Below are 18,910 nucleotides of genomic sequence, written 5' to 3' on the forward strand. Positions count from 1 at the left end.
CATGTTGAATCAAGGTATTTTAAGCACTTTTAGAGAGATTCAATCAACTTAAACGTTTAAGTAATTATCACAAAACGATGGACAGTAAGGAGTGGAAGTTTTGAAACAAAAATGGTGGCAGACTGCGGTCATATATCAGATTTATCCTCGAAGTTTTCAGGATAGCAATGGCGATGGCATTGGAGATTTGAGAGGCATTATCAACCGATTGGATTATTTGCAGGAATTGGGGATTACGGCTATATGGCTAAGTCCTGTTTATCAGTCCCCTAATGATGATAACGGTTACGATATCAGCGACTACCAAGCTATTATGCCAGAGTTTGGCACAATGGAAGATATGGATGAGTTAATTGACCAAGCAGAACAGCGCGATATCAAAATTATTATGGATTTAGTTGTCAATCATACCTCAGATGAACATAAGTGGTTTATTGAATCTCGGAAGAGCAAGGATAATCCATACCGTGATTATTACATTTGGAGAGATCCGGTAAACAACGACGTCCCCAACTCCCTTCGTTCAACTTTTAGTGGAAGTGCATGGGAGTACGATGTGGAGAGCAATCAATATTATCTTCATCTCTTCAGTAAAAAACAGCCGGATCTTAACTGGGAGAACGAGAAAGTCAGACAAGAAGTATGGGACATGATGAACTTCTGGCTGGAAAAAGGGGTCGGCGGTTTCCGAATGGATGTTATCGATTTGGTGGGGAAAATCCCCGATCTGGGAGTAACCGGCAATGGGCCTAAGCTGCACGATTATTTGCAGGAAATGAACCGAGAAACCTTTGGGAAATACGATGTCTTAACCGTTGGAGAAACCTGGGGGGCTACACCTGAAATCGCCAAGCTGTACTCGGACCCCAAGCGCAACGAGTTGTCCATGGTCTTCCAATTTGAACATATTGGTTTGGATCAACAAGAAGGGAAGGAAAAGTGGGATCTTAAGCCACTGGATGTGAACGAATTAAAACAGGTTCTTAGTAAGTGGCAGGTCTCCTTAGGGAACGAAGGTTGGAATAGCCTGTTTTGGAACAATCATGACTGTCCACGGATTGTGTCGCGCTGGGGGAACGATTCCGCATATCGGGTCGAAAGTGCAAAAATGTTTGCCATCCTGCTTCATCTCATGAAAGGGACGCCTTACATTTATCAGGGGGAAGAGATCGGAATGACCAACTACCCTGTAACGGATATTAACGAGGTTCAGGATATTGAGAGCATTAACATGTATCATGAACGATTCGAAAGCGGATACAAACATGAAGAAATTATTGAATCTATCAATGCTAAGGGGCGGGACAACTCCAGAACTCCGATGCAATGGGATGATTCTGAACAGGCCGGTTTCACATCAGGAACACCGTGGTTGCACGTCAACCCTAATCATCGGGAAGTGAATGTGACAGCCAGTCTGGCAGACCCGAATTCGATCTTTTATTGTTATAGACAACTAATTCAGTTAAGGAAAGCTAATCCTATTCTCGTGTGGGGAGACTATGAATTGGTAGATACACCAGCGCACGTATTCATGTATCTAAGGCATGATCAAGGCCAAACATGGGCCATAGTTGCGAATTTCGGTCCAGAAAAGGCGACTTTGAATATGCCGAACTTTGGTCAAAGCCAGAACATAATCATCAGCAACTATGATCGGGAATCCGTTGATTTTGCCAATTTGTTATTACATCCTTACGAAGCTTTTGCTGTTGAAGTGTAAATTAATGATCAGAACCTTGTTGTAATACATCTTAGTGTTGGGGGTAGCATGGAATGAGAAAAATATTGATATCAGCGACTGCACTGTTCATGTCTGTAAGCGTTCTTGTGGCGGGGTGTACAACAAGTTCCAGTCCTGAAGGCGCAAATTCAACAGCGACAGCCGAAGAACTAACGCCATATGGGAAATATGCTGAAACCGTTACCTATACCGTCGGAAAATCGACACCAGGCATTCCTAAGCTGCCTGGAGGCCAAAGCTACGAAGACAATGCCTTCACACAGTATTTGAAAGAAACGCTGAATATTCAAAATGAAAATAAATTCGAGGCTCAATCTGGAGATAACTATGATCAGAAAGTAGCAATGGCTGTAGCATCAGGCGATTTACCCGACATCATGGCAGTTGACGAGCAAACATTACGCCAATTGGTTGATAATGATATGATCGCTGACCTAACAGAAGTATATGAGTCGAGTACCTCGGATATCGTGAAAGAAAAATATGCTTCCTATGGGGGAAGAGCACTGGAAGCAGCCACGTTTGACGGGAAGCTTATGGCTATGCCATCAACCTCTAACGCCAATATTCCGACGATGTTATGGGTAAGAAAAGATTGGCTTGATAAGCTGGGTTTGTCCGAACCTAAGACGGTTGGAGATATGGAGAAAATCCTCACCGAGTTTGTACAAAAAGATCCTGGCGGCAACGGACAAGGGAAAACCGTAGGATTAGTGCTTGCGAAATCTATCGGTGGTTTATACGGCTCACTATTTCAGGCCGATAATATTTTTGCCACCTATCAATCCTACCCTCGCCAATGGCTGGATAAAGATGGGAAAGTTGTATACGGGTCCACTACGGAGGAAACCAAACAGAGCTTAGGATTGCTCGCCGATTGGTATAAAAAAGGCTTGATTGATCGGCAAATGGCTGTGCGCGATAGCATTGAATCCGTAATTATCAGCGGCGAAGCAGGCGCTTTCTTCGGTCCTTGGTGGTCGGCAGATTATCCGCTAAATGATGCCAAACGCCAAAATAATGATGCGGATTGGAGACCCTATATTATTTCTAAAGATGGCAGCGGCGAAGTAACGGCATACACCCAAAATCCAGCCGCTGAATTCTATGTAGTGAGAAAAGGGTTTGAGCATCCAGAGCTGCTTCCGAAACTTACCAGCGCACTGAATGACAAGCTGGTAAATGAAGATCTGAACTATGAACCGGTTGTCGAATTTATTAAAGGTGGATTCGATGGCGGCAAACCGCTGGGAATTATGGTGAACTATAACGATGCAACCGCACAAATGTACAAGGATTTGAAGGCGACCGTTGACGGGGAGAAAGAATATGAAACGTTAACGCTGGATGATCGAACATCGTACGATAAAATCGTAGGTTACATGAAAGACCCGGAGAAAGCCGATGCCAATCAATGGAGTGGATACATGTCCAGAATGGTAGGAGCTAAATTAATGGCGGAAACAAAAGTAAATGATGTACACCCTGTATTCTTTGGTCAAACCAAGAGCATGAAGCTGAAATGGACGAACTTAGTCAAGTTGGAGGATGAGGCCTTTCTTAAGATTGTGATGGGTGAGGAGCCATTGAGTTATTTTGATACTTTCGTCGATACTTGGAACAGAACCGGAGGAAGTGACATAACCAACGAAGTTACACAGGCCATCATGAATAAATAAATAGGGTTGAAGTGGGGACAAGTCAAGCTTTGTGCCCACTTCTAACATTTTTGAAAGAAGGTTATGGGAAAGTATGAGAAAAGGGAAAAAAGTGGTGGGACAGCTTGGGTATCATTTGATGATGGCGCCAGGTTTTATCTTTTTGATCATCTTTAGCTTTGTCCCGATGTTTGGCATCCTGATGGCGTTTCAAGATTATACTCCGGCGAAAGGGATTTTCAGATCAGCTTGGGTGGGATTGGAAAATTTCAAATATATGTTCGAGATTCCCGATAGCATGAAGATTCTAAGAAACACGGTGGTGATTGCTCTTGGGAAAATAATTTTCGGAACCATTGTACCTATCGTGTTTGCCTTATTATTAAACGAGATCCGACTAAAATGGGCGAAAAAAACGATTCAAACGATCGTGTATCTACCTAACTTTCTATCCTGGGCGGTTGTGGCTGCTGTTGTCATTAACGTATTCGACTACAATGGACCCGTCAATCAAATCGTACAATTATTCGGATTAGACCCTGTTCTTTTCTTGGCAAGCAATGATTGGTTTAGAGAAATTATCATTGGTACGGATGTGTGGAAAGGATTTGGATATGGGGCTATTGTGTATCTCGCCGCTCTAACGGGCATTGATCCAGGGCTTTATGAAGCTTCGTCAATTGATGGGGCCAGCAGATTCAAACAACTTCTCTATATTACACTTCCAGGAATCTTGCCTACGATCATGCTTATTTCAGCTTTAAACTTAGGAAATATCCTTAACGCCGGTTTTGATCAAATTTTTGCCCTGTATAATCCGATTGTCTATGAAACCGGGGATGTTATTGATACCTATGTCTATCGTGTTGGTCTGCTTGGACAACAATATAGCTTTGCAACTGCAGTTGGTTTGCTTAAATCAGTGGTGTCTTTTACCTTGCTTATAGCCGCAAATCAATTATCCATTAAACTTGTGAAAATGCGGATTTTTTAAGGAAGGGAGAGCCCAATGAGATCAAAAACATTCGGAAGCCGCTTTGCGGATGCGTGTATATGGATTGTTTTATTATTATTGACCGCACTATGCTTTTTACCTCTGCTTAATATGGTGTCGATCTCCTTTAGTGATAAATCAGCTGCCCAAGCCAATCTGGTTGGTCTATGGCCTGTTAATTTTAATCTGAATGCCTATAAGCTTTTACTCGATGATACACAGTTTTGGCGTTCGTTTGTTATTTCTGTGGAGAGGGTAGTCCTTGGTACTGCTTTGAATTTATTGTTATCTGTTCTGATGGCCTATCCATTGTCCAAAAATAAGCATAGTTTTCATGCACGTAATATGTATATGAATAGTATGATATTTGCCATGCTTTTTTCTGGTGGAATGATTCCAATTTTCATGGTTATTAAGAGTTTAGGACTAATCGATTCGATATGGGCGCTTATATTGCCGGGGGCGGTACCCATCTTTAACGTCATCTTATTGATGAATTTTTTCAAAAGCATTCCGGACGCGCTTGAAGAAGCTGCCGTTATGGACGGTGCATCCAAACTCAGAATTTTGTTTGGTATATTCCTTCCCATTTCATTGCCTGCATTGGCCACGATCGGTTTATTCTCAATGGTTGGTCATTGGAATGATTACTTTAGCGGTTTGCTGTATATGAATAGCTCATCTAACTATCCACTTCAAACCTATATTCAGCAATTGACTGTTGATGTGACGAAGGTTACGGACCCTTCACAATTAAAATCGCTAGCGTCCGTTTCGAATAAAACGCTGAATGCAGCTAAAATTGTAGTTTCCATTATCCCTGTGTTGTTAATCTATCCATTCTTGCAGAGATACTTTGTTTCTGGATTGGTTATCGGATCAGTGAAAGAATAAGGAACGAAATCCGAAGAAGGCAGGTTTAATCGGCCTCCTTCTTCGAATTATAAAATTATGAATACGCTTCCATTTGTTTACATACGAATGAAGAAAGGATGATTTTCTTGAGAAAAAATCGAATTAAAGTCCCTCGAATGATTTTATTAATAGGAGTTATGCTGTTTAGCCAGATTGCTTTACATCCGAATGTAAGTGAAGCAGCAAGTACGGGGAAGCTGTTGTATGATGTAACGACAGATAAGGCAATGTATGATCCTGGGTCGAACGTCGAGCTCCACATTGATCTGAAAAACAAATTAGGACGGAATATTGTTGGAGGTTCGGTAGAGATTACAGCAAAGTATTTACAGGAGCAGGTCGGTGAAACCATAACGAAGGCATTAGATTTGAATAACAATACAGATCTGATGATGATGGCCAATTGGATTGCCCCGGAGTCCGATTTTAAAGGATATCTGATTGAAGTGCACGTGAAAGACGCTGCCGGAGCGATTGTTGACTCGGACACGGTCGGCGTTGACGTATCTTCTACGTGGACTAAATTCCCTCGTTACGGGTATGTTTGGGACTTCAGTCAAAATACCAATACCACGGAAAGAATCGACAAGCTTAAAAACTATCATATTAATGTTTTGCAATATTATGATTGGAAGTACCGGCATCACAAGCCTGTTTCAGCGAACCTGGTTCAGTGGGAAGACTGGTCAGGTCGGGTAATTTACGAAGATACAATTAAAAGTTACATCTCGCAGGCAAAAGCAAAAGGGATATCCAATATGGCTTACAATATGATCTATGCTGCGACATCTGGTTATGACCTAGATGGAGTTGAGCGGGATTGGGCACTCTATTATGCAGATGATAACCCGAATGGGAAGGGGAATTTCAGTTTTAAAATGTCGGATTCCACATCGACGGGTATAACACATCTCTATTTTTTTAATCCAAGAAATCCAGGGTGGCAGAACTATATTTTTGGCGAAATGAATAAGGTGTTTCAGACCTTTGATTTTGACGGATGGCATGGTGATACGGTGGGCGAATGGGGAAAAATGAAAACCGCTGACAACCAGACCCTATATGTAAAAGACACGTACACGGAATTTTTAAACAATGCCAAACAAGCGATAGGTGACAAGAAACTTGTCTTTAATCCGGTCGGCGCACAAGGAATTGAAAACGTTAACAAATCCAGTGTGGATGCACTTTATGCTGAGATTTGGCCATGGGATCGAGATAGCGACGGCATGCTGTATGACACCTATTACTCTCTAAAAAAAGAAATTGAACAGTCTCGTAGAGAGAGTGGAGGGAAATCACTTGTCGTTCCCGCTTATATGAGTTACGACTACGGTGAGCAGAACCCAGGCAGTCCGTTTAATACAGCGGCCGTCATGTTGACAGGTGCCAGTGTGTATGCTGCTGGCGGTGCACGGATGGAGCTTGGTGATAACGGTAATATGCTAAGCAACGAGTATTTTCCCGATCAGAACTTGTACATGACAGAAGAATTGCAGCATCGCATAAGCAAGTTGTATGACTTCATTGTAGCTTACGAAAACCTGCTTCGCGATGGTCAAACAGAGACAACGAATCGCATTGAGTTTCCGGCATATGCCAGCAGTGCTTATGGAGATGCCAACAAAATTTGGGCTTATGGCAAGAAAGATAGCCAATATGAGATCGTTCAAATGATCAATTTGCTCGGAGTAAGCCGGAAGGATTGGAGAGCCAATGACGGACAGAAGGAAACACCGCAGCAAATCTCCAACTTCGAAATGAAGTATTACTACTCGAATGAAGTAAACAGCGTATGGCTGGCTTCGCCGGATGCCAATGATGGACGATCGAAACCGTTGGCCTTTACGAAGGGGAAAGATAGAAATGGAAAATATTTAAAAGTTACTGTCCCTTCCTTGGAGTATTGGAATATGATTTATATGAGTGTTGAAGATTCGGGCTGTGAGACAGATCCGTCAATGAAGGAGTACGTGGTTAACGGTAATTTTGAGAATGGACAACAGGGATGGACATATACTGGAACAGCTGTTTATGGCGTAGATTCTAATGATGCTTATGAAGGAAGTAAGTATTGGATTTATGGTTCTGAGCCGTATACTGCCAGCGTATTCCAAACGGTCTCTGGTCTGAACCCGGGCACCTACACCGTTAGCGCCAAGGTAAAGCAGAATACCGGCAACCCCTCAAGCAGTCGCATGCAATTAACGGGTTATGGGGGAAAGCCAGTTTATGTATCTATCCCTCATGGAGAGGAATATACAACCATTTCTAAAACCGTAAAAGTGACGAATGGCAGCCTGAAGATTACATTCTCCCAAACAGCGTCAGGGGATACAAATTTGCAAATTGACAGCGTGGTAGTAGAATTGAAAGACCAATAGTATTCTTTGAACGCAGAGATTGCAGACGAACAAATACTTAAAGTTGGGAGGAGAACATTACGTTCATCCGCCCAACTTTTTATTATATAAATGATGAGATGGAGTATTATTCGTTGAGACTCTTCATACCGTACAGTCTGTATACATACAACGCTTCGAATATTTTCTTCCGGCTGTCCTCACTCATCTCTCGCTTCAATAGATCCAGGTTCATGTCGATCACGTTGTGTGCGAGGATGTTCAGCAAGATCAAATTCTCCTCGGTACCAATCTCATACCGTTTATATTGGTTCTTCAGATAGGCCTTCTTGGTTTCAATCATCAGCTCAACAAGTTCATTCTTGGCATTGGTGTAGATCGTTCCTTTATCCTTTTCAAAGATGATGACGATCTGATTTCGGTATTTCCGTAATACATCCACCTGTTCCTGCAACAGCGCCGACTTTCGCTCGCTATCCGTTTCCTCGAACAAGGTCTGATTATCAAAGTGAATCGTCTCCACAAGCACATTTTTTAAATAATCCACGAGATCCGGAGGCACGACGGCGTAGAATAATTCTTTCTTATTCTTAAAATAAGTATAGATATTGCCCACGGAAATATTGATCTCATCCGCGATATCGCTCATCTTGGCATCCACATAACCCTTTTCAAAAAAGACCTTGAGCGCCGCGTATTCAATCTCTTTCCTGACTTCTTCTTTCTTGGCTTGCACCATCGGGAACGACTCCTTAATAGTGAATGGGTTATTCGTTATTAGGTTAGAACTTTTTGAGGGGGGTGTCAATATTTTAAATATATACTGAAAACACTATGAATTTATAGGTACGGTGATACTCATGGCTACTTAGAAAATAGCGATATTAGTTAATAATTTTATAATAGAATGGCGAGTAAATTGCATTAGAGTGAAATTCAACCAAAAGCAAGTGAGTAGTTTGGTCTAAATGTAATTTTAGTTACTAGGTCCTAGTTCTGAAAATTCTTCTAATTTTTGTAGAGGAAATAGTCTATAAATGTAGAATAAGATTTTATAGGTCAAATGTAACAGATCTAACAAGGCCTTAGAGGTAGAAATTATTGAAATTTAAGTTCTTATTATTAGAATTGGAGTGAACAGTATGCAAATTTCAAAGATTAAGATCGAGAATTTTAGACTTCTCAAGTCACTTGAACTTGATTTAGAAAAGGAATTCTCCTTAGTAATTGGAAAAAATAATTGTGGTAAAACTTCATTACTTTCAATAATAGAAAAGTTTATCGGTTCAAGATCAGGCGTAAATGCATTTTCTCTTGATGATTTCAACATTGATTTTCTGAAAGATCTGATAAATAGATTAGAAGCTGAGGAATATGAAGAAAATAGTACATATCTAGGTATATCATTGATGTTATTTATAAAGTACGATGAAGAGGATGATTTATCCAATATAAGTAAATTGATGTTGGATTTAGATCCAAATCATAGAATGATTGTTTTAAAATTTGAATATCAGCTAATACAAGAAAATCTAAGGAAGATGAGAAAAGAATATAATGAGTTCAAAGATAAACAAAATATAAAAAATGATGAGATTGAAAATAAAGGTAGCATTTTTCTGAGAAATAATTATAAGAAGTATTTTCAACTATCGAAAAAATCAATTGGTTACAACACTGAAGCTTCAACTGAGATAGAAAGTGAATATATTGATTTATTGAAAGAAAAGATTCAAATTGAAAAAGTCATAAGTTTTAAAATGATTAGTGCTAAAAGAAATGTTTCTAATATTGATTCAGATAAAACACTATCAATCCTTTCATCAAATTACTATAAAAAGAAAGAAGAGAGGGATCAAGAGTCAGAAAAAATTCAGGAGTTCAAAGATATTCTAAGCAGAACAGATAAGCATTTAAATGAAGTTTATAATAATTTGTTTGAGAAAATAATAGAGAAGGTTGGGAGATTTGGAGGTATAAAAAAAGGGGATTCAATTATTAAAATCGTATCGACCTTACAACATAAAGAACTATTAAAAGATAATACAACAGTGATGTATGACCATAACGGAGAGCACTCATTACCAGAAAACTATAATGGTCTAGGATATTTAAATTTAATAAGTATGATATTTGAGATTGAGCTTATTTTAAGTGAATTTAGATGTGAGAATAAATCGAATGAGAAACCAGCAAATATAAATCTGCTCTTCATAGAAGAGCCAGAGGCTCATACTCATCCACAAATGCAATACATATTTATAAAGAATATAAAAGATATTTTGAATAGTGCGAGTAAAGGTGAGGATGGTGACAAGTTTACTTTACAGACTATTATCACAACTCATTCCTGCCATATCACTGCAGAGAGCGACTTTAACGATATAAAATATTTTTATAAAACTAATCAGAATCAAGTTGTCGCGAAAAATTTAAAAGATTTAGAAAAGGAATACGAGAAGGATGGACAGATCGGCAATTTTAAATTTCTAAAGCAGTATTTGACATTACATCGAGCAGAGTTGTTTTTTGCAGACAAAGCAATATTTATTGAGGGGGATACAGAGAGGTTATTATTACCTGCAATGATGAAAAAGATTGATCAGGAGAACGAAGAGAATCCTTTACTATCACAAAATATTTCTGTTATAGAAGTAGGGGCGTACTCTCATGTTTTTGAAAAATTCATTGCTTTTATTGGGATAAAATCCCTTATAATTACTGATATAGATTCTGCTAAGAAAAAAGTTGAGATTAATAAAAGTGGTGAAGAAAAAATTTCGAATATAAAATGTAGGGTTACTGATAAAGGAGCTTATACAACTACAAATGCTTCATTAAAATATTTTATTAATTACAATAATTATATCTCTTCTCCATATTATGAGACCGAAGTGGCTTCAACTACAGAAAACATATTAAGTGAGTCCAACGAAGAAGTAGATATTTTAGATTTTTATATAAATCTGCATTACAGAGAGAGAATACTTTTGAAAAACCCAGAAACAAAAAAATGGATACCCTCTAATGAAGGGAATTTGTTGATTATTTATCAAACATCTGAGCTTAATTCGTTAAATGTGGCATATCATGCGAGAAGCTTTGAAGATTCATTTTTTCATATAAATAAGCAATTTATTTTGGATAATAAAGAAAGTTTCAAAAGTTTAGTAAACATAAAACATTTCGAAGATAAAGAAAAAGATTCTTATTTTTTGGCTGAGAGTTGTGTAGATAAGAAGCCATCTTTTGCAATGGAAATTTTATTGAATAGTAAGGAGAGTTTAGATAATAAAAAATATTGTAATTGGGATATTCCGAGTTACATTAAGGAAGGTTTATTATGGCTGAAGAACAATTAGAACCTGAAGTAGAACAGATATTTGAACTAATTCGAAATGACCAAAATTTTTTGTTAAGTGGAGGCGCAGGTAGTGGGAAAACTTACTCCCTAGTTATGGTTATAAAGAAAGCGATAAAAGATAATCCGACGTCTAAAATTGCTTGTATAACTTACACAAATTCTGCTGTTAAAGAAATCAAAGATAGAATAAACCACACTAACTTGTCTGTAATGACTATTCATGAGTTTTTATGGAATACAATTAAACCTTTCCAAAAAAATTTAAAAAAAGAATTAATTCTTCTTATAAATGACGAACATTCTAGAATCTCTAGTCCTGATGATGTTGATATTAATTATTTTGATTCTTTGGAGTCAGGTATCCAATACAAAGATTATGTTCGAGTCAAGGAAGGGATAATTTCCCATGATGAAGTTTTAGAGTTATCAAATGTAATGTACAGGAAGTACTCTTTACTCTGTGATATTTTAAAGGATAATTATAAATTTATTTTTATAGATGAATATCAAGATACCAGTCAATTAGTTATTGAAATTTTTTTGGATCATCTAAAACAAAGCAATAAAAAAAATATAATAGGTTTTTTTGGGGATTCTATGCAATCAATATATGATGATGGCATTGGTGATTTAAATAATTATATTCAAAAACAGAGTGTTAAGGAAGTTAGGAAAAAACAAAATCGAAGGAATCCAAGAACTGTGATTAATTTAGCTAATAGTATAAGAACAGATGGCTTACATCAGGAACCTTCCCTTGACGACAAAGCGCCTAACATGTGTGAAGGGCTCATAAAAGAAGGTAATATAAAATTTTTATACTCATTAAACAATGACCTTAGTGATATTAGAGAGACAGAGTATTTTAACAATTGGAATTTTGAAGATTCCAAGCAAACAAAAGAGCTATACCTGACTCATAATTTAATTGCCCCAAAAGCAGGGTTTTCGGTATTAATGGAGATTTATGATAAAGATCCAATAATTGATTTAAAAAATAAACTAAAGGATAAGATAAAAAAAGATAATATACAAATTAGAGAAGAGTATACTTTTGATCAAGTTGTAGATTTGGTCGCTTTAAAAAATAGAAACAAATTACGAAAAGATATTATTATAGAAAATCCTATTCATAACGCTTTATATAATGAAATGAAAAACGAATTGTTCTCCAAAGTCAGTAAAATATATTTAAATAAGGACTCCCTAATTGATGATAAGAAACAAGATGAACAAGATATAAATAAGGGAGGCACTAAAAGGGATGCTTTAATAAAACATCTCTTTAAAATACAGTCTATTATTCAACTTTATAAGGATAAATTATATAATGATTTTATCAGGAGAACAGAGTTGGAAATTACTTCAATAAATATAAAGAAACAAATAAATGAAACGATTACTAGGATAGATCAAATGTTCGATTTGACAATCGAAGAAGTTATTGACTTTGCAGATGAGAGGCAACTCTGTTGTAAAGACGATGATTTTTATAAATTCATAATTGAAAACGAGTATATATATAATAGAGTTAAGAAAGTGAAGTTTAAGGAATTTCGAAATTTGTTCACTTATTTAGAAGGACATACTCCTTTCTCTACGCAACATAAGATCAAAGGTGAAGAATTCGAAAATGTTCTTTTAGTTCTAGATAATGGAAAATGGAATAATTATAATTTTGATTATTTATTTAGTAAAAGAACAGATAAAGAATCGGTTTATTTAAGAACCCAAAAAATATTCTATGTATGTTGCACTCGAGCAAAAGAAAATTTAATAGTTTTCTATCATAACCCTAGTGAGATTGTTATCAATCAGGCTAAATTATGGTTTGGAGAAGAAAATGTAAAAAAGGTATAGTATTCTAAAATTCCATAGACAAATAACTTCAATATAACAATTATGAAAATTTTTGAGTGCTTATATAATTTTATTTTTGGAATGTTAAAATGCGTTGTGTTACGTATGGAAGTACCACATCTTTCTAAATCATATGTTACCCTCTCCTTAAAAGGAGTGGTGACATGACAAGTACCAACAGCGAAGACCTCGCTTTGCAGTACGCACAACTTGTCCAACAGGAAGACGATTACGTTGACCAACTCATTACATGCAACAAACTCATCCTAGACGCTATGGACATTATTGCGAAGCAGGCAGGTGTGCTAGACATGGATACAGTAAAACAAGCAGCATATCACCTTCATTCCATGGAACAGGATCTAAACCGAAAGCTATTTAAAGTCCGACTGGAGAAGAGCATCTTGGCAAATCAAATGAGCCAGTCTACATAAACCACCTAACTAAAGGGCAGTGCAGGATCACACAAGATGATCTTGAACTGTCTTTTTGTCTTTCCATCCAAACGTTTTTCGATCCCAATTAAGCATTGACTTTCCTCCCAAATCCCCCTAAACTTCAATTATTAAAACACTTTTAAAAACATTCATTGAATGGTTCGAAATGAACGAAAGGAGGCATATAACTAACCATGTTACCCACATCACACAACACCCAGCAGGTGAAGCGCATTAACGTTGAACTTGTGAAGAACACACTCCGATCCATGGGCGTAGGCACGAAAGCTTCCATTGCGAACCTAACAAAACTCAGTGTTGCCACATGCGGTACGATTCTGAACGAATTGCTCCAAACTGGTGAGATTATTGATCTGGGCCCAGACGAATCGAGTGGGGGAAGACCTGCCAGTCGGTATCAATTCAATGCGGACTACGCCAGCGTACTGTGCCTGATTATTCGAACAGAGGGCGGCATTCACTCGATCACACATACATATGCCAATCTGAACGGAGAGATGGCGGAAGAACAGACACTCTTTTTGGATGAGATTAATGTAACGGTGGTAGAGGATCTGATTGCAAATCTGATCGAACAACACCACAATGTGCAGGCCATCGGAATTGGTATACCAGGGGTAGCACACAACGGCGTTATTGGAATTTGCGATGTATCGGAGCTGGCGGGTCAACCACTTGGGCCAATGCTCAAAGAGCAGTATGATGACGTGGAAGTAGTCATTGGCAACGACATGAATCTGACGGTCTACGGTCTGTATAACCAGCAGCAATTCGAGGAAGAGAAGAACTTTGCGGTGGTGACGTTTCCAGAGAACCATTTTCCGGGTGCAGGTTTTATCATAGATGGTCGTCCGCTGACCGGGAATACGCAATTTGGGGGAGAGGTGTCCTTTTTACCTTTTGGCGTTTCACGGGAAGAGCAGCTACTGATGTTGAAAACGACGGAAGGATTGCAGGAACTGGTGGTACAGACGCTAGTATCCATTATCGCGATCATTAACCCGGCTACGATTGTAGTTACAGGGGATACGATGGACCCGGCTATGAGGGATGGACTGACGAACGGTTGTCTGGATCGAATGATTCCATTGGAGCATATGCCGGAGTTGATCATCCAAAGAGACACGCGGCGCGAATATGTGACTGGGCTGGTCGCGGTGACGCTGGAGAGCCTGACCTACCGCATTCAGGTAGTTGAGAAGCAGTGGTAAAGGAAAAAGGAGCTTTTACGAGTATTCTATTTTTAGGAATAAAGCTTAACCATGTTTCCTGCCTCAAATGTACAAATTATTGACACGATAACGTAGAGGGCAGAACCAATCTGAAGAACGCCTTTATCACTGTATTTTCACCTTTAGGAACAATTCAAAAAAATACAGGGATAACAGCGGTCGGAAGATGGTACTGCAATCGTAGTTATAACGGGCAATCATTTTTCTGAACACAATGGAGGAACTTATTTTGAATCAGCAAGCAGGTACGCAAGGAAACAAACGAAAGTTCAACAAGCTGTACGCCATGCAACTGGCAACGATCTTTCTTGGATTTATCGTGTTTGGCATATCGGAAAATATTAAGGGGCCAGCGATTCCGCGTATTCAATTCGACTTCAATCTGGATGAGAAACAGCTCGGGACGTTATTGTCTCTGAACGCACTGGGTTATCTGATCGCCTGCTCTTTCACGGCTATTCTGGTTCGCAAATGGGGCATCAAGGCGGTTAGCATCATATCGTTTGCCTCGATGATCCTCTCGGGTGTATTCATTTATGTGTCTCATACCTATCCACTCTTCGCTTCATCGTACTTCTTCATGTACATCGGTAACGGCATGCTGGAGATTGCTTTGGCGATTCTGGGTGCGCGGATTTTTGTAAAAAACACAGGTACGATGATGAACCTGTCCCATTTCTTCTATGGGCTGAGTTCAACGGTTGCACCTTTGCTGGCGACAGGTGTCATGTCCTTGAAGGTGTTTGGACACGAACTGGACTGGCGCGGCATGTATCTGGTGATGTTGTCACTCTGTCTGCTGCCGATCATTGCGGCGCTGCGCAGTAAATTCCCGGGGGATGATCTTCCGCATGAAGATCGGACTTCACTGAAGACGTTAACACGTGATCCTGCCCTTTGGCTGATGGTGCTCATTCTTTCTTTTGGCGTGGTATCGGAGCTGGCGGTTGGGGGTTGGCTGGTTAATTTCCTAGAAAAAGCCTACACGTGGGACACGGTCAAAGCCTCCGGGTTATTATCTGCGTTCTTCCTCACGTTCTCGCTGGGACGCTTGCTGCTTGGACCATTGACGGACCGGATCGGATTTGTATTATCACTGATTCTGTTCTCGGCTTTCTCGGGAGTATGTACGTTCGTAGCGCTTGCAGGGGGAGAGCGTCTTGCGATTTTCTTTGCGATATCTGGCGCGGGCATAGCGATGATCTATCCAACAGTTATGGCGTTTATCGCACGCAGATATCCGAACGGCAGTGACACCGCGATTACGTTCACGGTTACCCTGATGGGGGTTGGTAGTGTCATCGGTAACTATGTGATTGGTTGGGTGATTGAAGGTGTGAAGAATCTGTACGGTTCAACGACTCAGTTGGGGCTGCTGCGCGGACTTCAGGCGGGATATGGATTCATTGGTTTATGTGCGGTGATCTGTGCGGCATCTGGCGTAGTATTGTATGTGTATTTGAAAAGAAGGCAGGAACTGATTTAGAAATATTGGGAGGGTGAAGTATGTCAGATGGCGTAATGATCGTTCCACCACCGATAGGCGCCGAGCATTCTATAGAGCTTGAAATGAAAAGGATACGTGAGGCATACAGTGGTGACCTCGGTACGGTAGGGTACGAAAAACATATAAATAAAGTAAACCACGACTTTAAGTCATTAGTGACCAGAAAAGGAGCTAGCACATAGTTGGTTTTTTTTGGAGAGATATATTTTAAAAAATGAAAATACGGTGAAGTGTAGATTCCTCTCTACCCTTCAATACTCATTAAACCGACAAAACCCCACTGATCCTTAGGATCGAGTGGGGTCTTACATATAATCAGTTGAATTTTAGCATACGATTTATTTCAAAAAATCAACATCAAACTTCCCATCTCTTTACCTTACTTAAACAAACCTATAACTTGTTCAAAGCCGCTCTTCTTTTCCAACGTTTCAAAAGCACGTACAATCCAAAAGCACCTAAGAATACCACCGCCGCCGGAACGATATAAGGTTTAACAATCTCATCCACATGCTCCCACTGAGAGCCTAACTTGAAGCCTAAGTAGATGTACAATGAGGTAATCGGAAGCATGGCCAAGAATGTAAAGATACTGAACTTAAAAACATTCATCTTCGCCATTCCGCAAGGAATGGAGATAACTGTGCGAATGCCGGGTACAAAACGTCCATAGAAAGCTACCCCGCTGCCATATTTCTCGAAGAACGTATCGGAAGCGTCCAGATGGTGGGGGCGAATCAAGAAATACTTGCCGAATTTTTCGACCATCGGTCTGCCGCCGTATCGTCCCAGGGCATATAACGTCAGAGGTCCAAATGTTCCCCCTACGGTACCCGCCAGAATTGCCAGCCAAAGCTTCATATCCCCCAGATACACCCAATATCCCGCCATGGGCAGCACAAGTTCAGCAGGTACGAATTCAAACGACAAGGCAATAACGAGACCTGTGTATGACAAATCTTTAAAGAAGAGTATAAATTGCGTGATCCATTCCGTCATGCTTTCCCTCCATGAATCTATCTTTTTTTATATAAAAGAAACACTCCTATACAAAGAGTAACAATAGCGAATAGAGCTTGTCAAAGTTCGCATGTATGTCTATTTCAGGACACACTGCGGCAATATGTTTACCCGTACATAAGGCATGGATTCATTGACACTTCATACAGAAGTGGATACCAGGCAATGATATAATCATCTGAAAACGCTTCCAATTATAGTGTGATAAAACTATCACTAGCTTCTTCACCATCCTGTACATAAAGAGAAGGAGATCAGAACATGACTATAACTTCGATTATCGAACAAATCCATATTATTGAATACGACCCCTCTTACGCTGCTGTGCGCAAGACCGTGGAGGCCGGATGGCCGACGGGAGCGTGGTTTTGATTTCTTTGACTACACGTGGAAAAAGGGAGATGTCTCCCTGCGGGCTGAATTTGAAAAGTCGGGTCGCGGGCTGACTGCCCTCGAAACACCGGATTACGAAATCTCTACAGAGGTCGATGATCATGATCTGGTTTTCGGTTCCAGCTATAAGGTTCGCTATCGCATTAAGAACACTTCTGCGTCCGAACTGGCAGTCGAGATCAAGGCACATTATACAAGGGTAAGCTACCGAGGGACTATAGCTCCATAAAACAGGGGCAGTCTGGACTTCATTTTTTTCGTCTAAGGCTTACAGCTGTTTTTCATTGTTGGGGATGATCTGACGGGGAACCCTCGTTTCGACCAAACGAGGGTTTTTATATGCTCATTTTGCTTTATAGCAATGGTATATCTATTCGTAATCATAGGCTGTACAATCATTATTTTATGGTTGAATACAATGTATCCTTTTATTGTTTCATGTATATCATATAGATATACAACTGTAGGGAGGTGAGGTATAATTGGAGCATCAATCAAACGAAAGGCGTGGGATTGCCATGACTACAGCCACACTTAGCAAATGGGGAAATAGCAGTGCAATTCGCATTCCTAACCAATTGCTTAAGCGTCTTAATCTGGAAGAAGGCTCGGAAATCGAGATTTTGGTGACAGAAGATAATGAATTGTTGTTGCGTCCAAAAACCAAGCCTGTAGAGTCCAATGAGGAACTACGTAACCATCTAAAGACTTTGCTCTCTAAAGTGAAACAGGATACAAGACATGAAGAAATAGACTTTGGTACTGAAGGGAACGAGTTACTTTGATTATTCCCAAACGAGGCGATCTGATATGGCTTGACTTTGATCCTCAAGCGGGTCACGAGCAAGCCGGGAGACGACCGGCTATTGTTCTATCGGAACTTGAATTCAATGAAATAACGGGTTTTGCCGTTGTATGTCCCATAACGAGCCAAGCCAAGGATTATCCTTTTGAAGTTACACTACCAGAAGAGCTGCCATTTTCAGGTGTTGTTTTGACGGATCAGTTGAAGAGTCTTGATGTGCGGCAACGACGTATCCAAATTGCGGGGCATGCCGAACCAACCTCTGAATTTATGAAATCAGTTCTACGCAATGTCCGTTCTATATTGGCATAATTGAAAATTAGTAGCTGATCATATTCCTAAATCCACGTCTAACTAAAAGACGTGGATTTTTTCTTTCATGCCTAAATAGATTCGTCCATCCTTGACGCTTCTAACAAGAGCTTCCGAAAGGCACATATAAGTTGGAAAGAAAGATTTTTAATTCTCTGAAAATGCTTCCATTTATAGTATGATAAGACTATCGCTAGCTTCTTCAAACATGGCCTGTATTATCTCTGCGGCTATCGGGCAAAGGCCATATCTAAAGTTCACAAAGACCATCCTATAGATAAAGAT

Annotated in this window: 14 protein-coding genes; 12 read left to right on the forward strand and 2 right to left on the reverse strand. The window is 39.6% G+C overall.

Annotated features, from left to right (window positions below; genetic code table 11):
* The first annotated feature begins 100 nt into the window (after positions 1–100).
* The 5 genes from D829_RS0101105 to D829_RS0101125 all read left to right on the forward strand — a co-directional run bounded on the left by D829_RS0101105 (position 101) and on the right by D829_RS0101125 (position 7,695).
* Positions 101–1,723: an alpha-glucosidase gene (locus tag D829_RS0101105; RefSeq protein ID WP_017686987.1), complete on the forward strand. Its 1,623-nt coding sequence runs from the start codon at positions 101–103 to the stop codon at positions 1,721–1,723.
* A gap of 53 nt (positions 1,724–1,776) precedes the next feature.
* Entirely contained in the window at positions 1,777–3,423 is a 1,647-nt protein-coding gene (locus tag D829_RS0101110; RefSeq protein WP_017686988.1) for an extracellular solute-binding protein, read from the forward strand.
* Positions 3,424–3,496: 73 nt separating this feature from the next.
* On the forward strand, positions 3,497–4,396 hold the full coding sequence (locus D829_RS0101115; RefSeq protein ID WP_017686989.1) for an ABC transporter permease subunit: 900 nt from the start codon (positions 3,497–3,499) through the stop codon (positions 4,394–4,396).
* Between the two features lie 15 nt (positions 4,397–4,411).
* Complete coding sequence (locus D829_RS0101120; RefSeq protein WP_017686990.1) at positions 4,412–5,290, forward strand: carbohydrate ABC transporter permease; 879 nt, start codon at positions 4,412–4,414, stop codon at positions 5,288–5,290.
* 107 nt (positions 5,291–5,397) lie between these two features.
* Entirely contained in the window at positions 5,398–7,695 is a 2,298-nt protein-coding gene (locus tag D829_RS0101125; RefSeq protein WP_241230720.1) for a glycoside hydrolase family 66 protein, read from the forward strand.
* Positions 7,696–7,801: 106 nt separating this feature from the next.
* On the opposite strand, the gene D829_RS0101130 is transcribed toward D829_RS0101125, so the two are convergent.
* A complete protein-coding gene (locus D829_RS0101130; RefSeq protein WP_017686992.1) occupies positions 7,802–8,413 on the reverse strand; it encodes a TetR/AcrR family transcriptional regulator in 612 nt (203 codons plus the stop codon).
* A gap of 403 nt (positions 8,414–8,816) precedes the next feature.
* On the opposite strand from D829_RS0101130, the gene D829_RS0101135 reads away from it, so the two are divergent.
* The 5 genes from D829_RS0101135 to D829_RS0101155 all read left to right on the forward strand — a co-directional run bounded on the left by D829_RS0101135 (position 8,817) and on the right by D829_RS0101155 (position 16,074).
* Positions 8,817–11,036, forward strand: a complete 2,220-nt coding sequence (locus D829_RS0101135; RefSeq protein WP_017686993.1) for an AAA family ATPase — start codon at positions 8,817–8,819, stop codon at positions 11,034–11,036.
* Positions 11,018–12,898, forward strand: coding sequence for an AAA family ATPase (locus D829_RS0101140; protein WP_017686994.1), 1,881 nt, complete (start codon positions 11,018–11,020; stop codon positions 12,896–12,898). Before D829_RS0101135 ends, D829_RS0101140 begins: the two co-directional genes overlap by 19 nt.
* Positions 12,899–13,062: 164 nt before the next feature.
* Complete coding sequence (locus D829_RS0101145) at positions 13,063–13,332, forward strand: hypothetical protein (RefSeq protein WP_017686995.1); 270 nt, start codon at positions 13,063–13,065, stop codon at positions 13,330–13,332.
* Between the two features lie 197 nt (positions 13,333–13,529).
* Positions 13,530–14,567, forward strand: a complete 1,038-nt coding sequence (locus tag D829_RS0101150) for an ROK family protein (protein ID WP_017686996.1) — start codon at positions 13,530–13,532, stop codon at positions 14,565–14,567.
* 307 nt (positions 14,568–14,874) lie between these two features.
* On the forward strand, positions 14,875–16,074 hold the full coding sequence (locus tag D829_RS0101155; RefSeq protein ID WP_085981430.1) for an MFS transporter: 1,200 nt from the start codon (positions 14,875–14,877) through the stop codon (positions 16,072–16,074).
* Positions 16,075–16,488: 414 nt separating this feature from the next.
* Here D829_RS0101155 and D829_RS0101165 read toward each other — a convergent pair whose 3' ends face one another.
* Complete coding sequence (locus D829_RS0101165; protein WP_017686999.1) at positions 16,489–17,094, reverse strand: DedA family protein; 606 nt, start codon at positions 17,092–17,094, stop codon at positions 16,489–16,491.
* Between the two features lie 896 nt (positions 17,095–17,990).
* On the opposite strand from D829_RS0101165, the gene D829_RS0101175 reads away from it, so the two are divergent.
* Positions 17,991–18,293, forward strand: a complete 303-nt coding sequence (locus tag D829_RS0101175; RefSeq protein WP_017687001.1) for an AbrB/MazE/SpoVT family DNA-binding domain-containing protein — start codon at positions 17,991–17,993, stop codon at positions 18,291–18,293.
* The gene (locus D829_RS0101180; protein WP_017687002.1) at positions 18,290–18,625 is read left to right on the forward strand and encodes a type II toxin-antitoxin system PemK/MazF family toxin; all 336 of its coding nucleotides are present in this window, start codon (positions 18,290–18,292) and stop codon (positions 18,623–18,625) included. Before D829_RS0101175 ends, D829_RS0101180 begins: the two co-directional genes overlap by 4 nt.
* Positions 18,626–18,910 lie beyond the last annotated feature (285 nt).

The organism is Paenibacillus sp. PAMC 26794 (assembly GCF_000316035.1).
Classification (GTDB): domain Bacteria; phylum Bacillota; class Bacilli; order Paenibacillales; family Paenibacillaceae; genus Paenibacillus.

What these genes read in the sequence shown, in the direction of transcription:
- D829_RS0101110 (WP_017686988.1), top strand. Translation starts at nt 1,777, where the DNA reads ATGAGAAAAATATTGATATCAGCGACTGCACTGTTCATGTCTGTAAGC.
- D829_RS0101165 (WP_017686999.1), bottom strand. Translation starts at nt 17,094, where the DNA reads ATGACGGAATGGATCACGCAATTTATACTCTTCTTTAAAGATTTGTCA.
- D829_RS0101145 (WP_017686995.1), top strand. Translation starts at nt 13,063, where the DNA reads ATGACAAGTACCAACAGCGAAGACCTCGCTTTGCAGTACGCACAACTT.
- D829_RS0101155 (WP_085981430.1), top strand. Translation starts at nt 14,875, where the DNA reads ATGCAACTGGCAACGATCTTTCTTGGATTTATCGTGTTTGGCATATCG.
- D829_RS0101130 (WP_017686992.1), bottom strand. Translation starts at nt 8,413, where the DNA reads ATGGTGCAAGCCAAGAAAGAAGAAGTCAGGAAAGAGATTGAATACGCG.
- D829_RS0101135 (WP_017686993.1), top strand. Translation starts at nt 8,817, where the DNA reads ATGCAAATTTCAAAGATTAAGATCGAGAATTTTAGACTTCTCAAGTCA.
- D829_RS0101140 (WP_017686994.1), top strand. Translation starts at nt 11,018, where the DNA reads ATGGCTGAAGAACAATTAGAACCTGAAGTAGAACAGATATTTGAACTA.
- D829_RS0101150 (WP_017686996.1), top strand. Translation starts at nt 13,530, where the DNA reads ATGTTACCCACATCACACAACACCCAGCAGGTGAAGCGCATTAACGTT.
- D829_RS0101120 (WP_017686990.1), top strand. Translation starts at nt 4,412, where the DNA reads ATGAGATCAAAAACATTCGGAAGCCGCTTTGCGGATGCGTGTATATGG.
- D829_RS0101115 (WP_017686989.1), top strand. Translation starts at nt 3,497, where the DNA reads ATGAGAAAAGGGAAAAAAGTGGTGGGACAGCTTGGGTATCATTTGATG.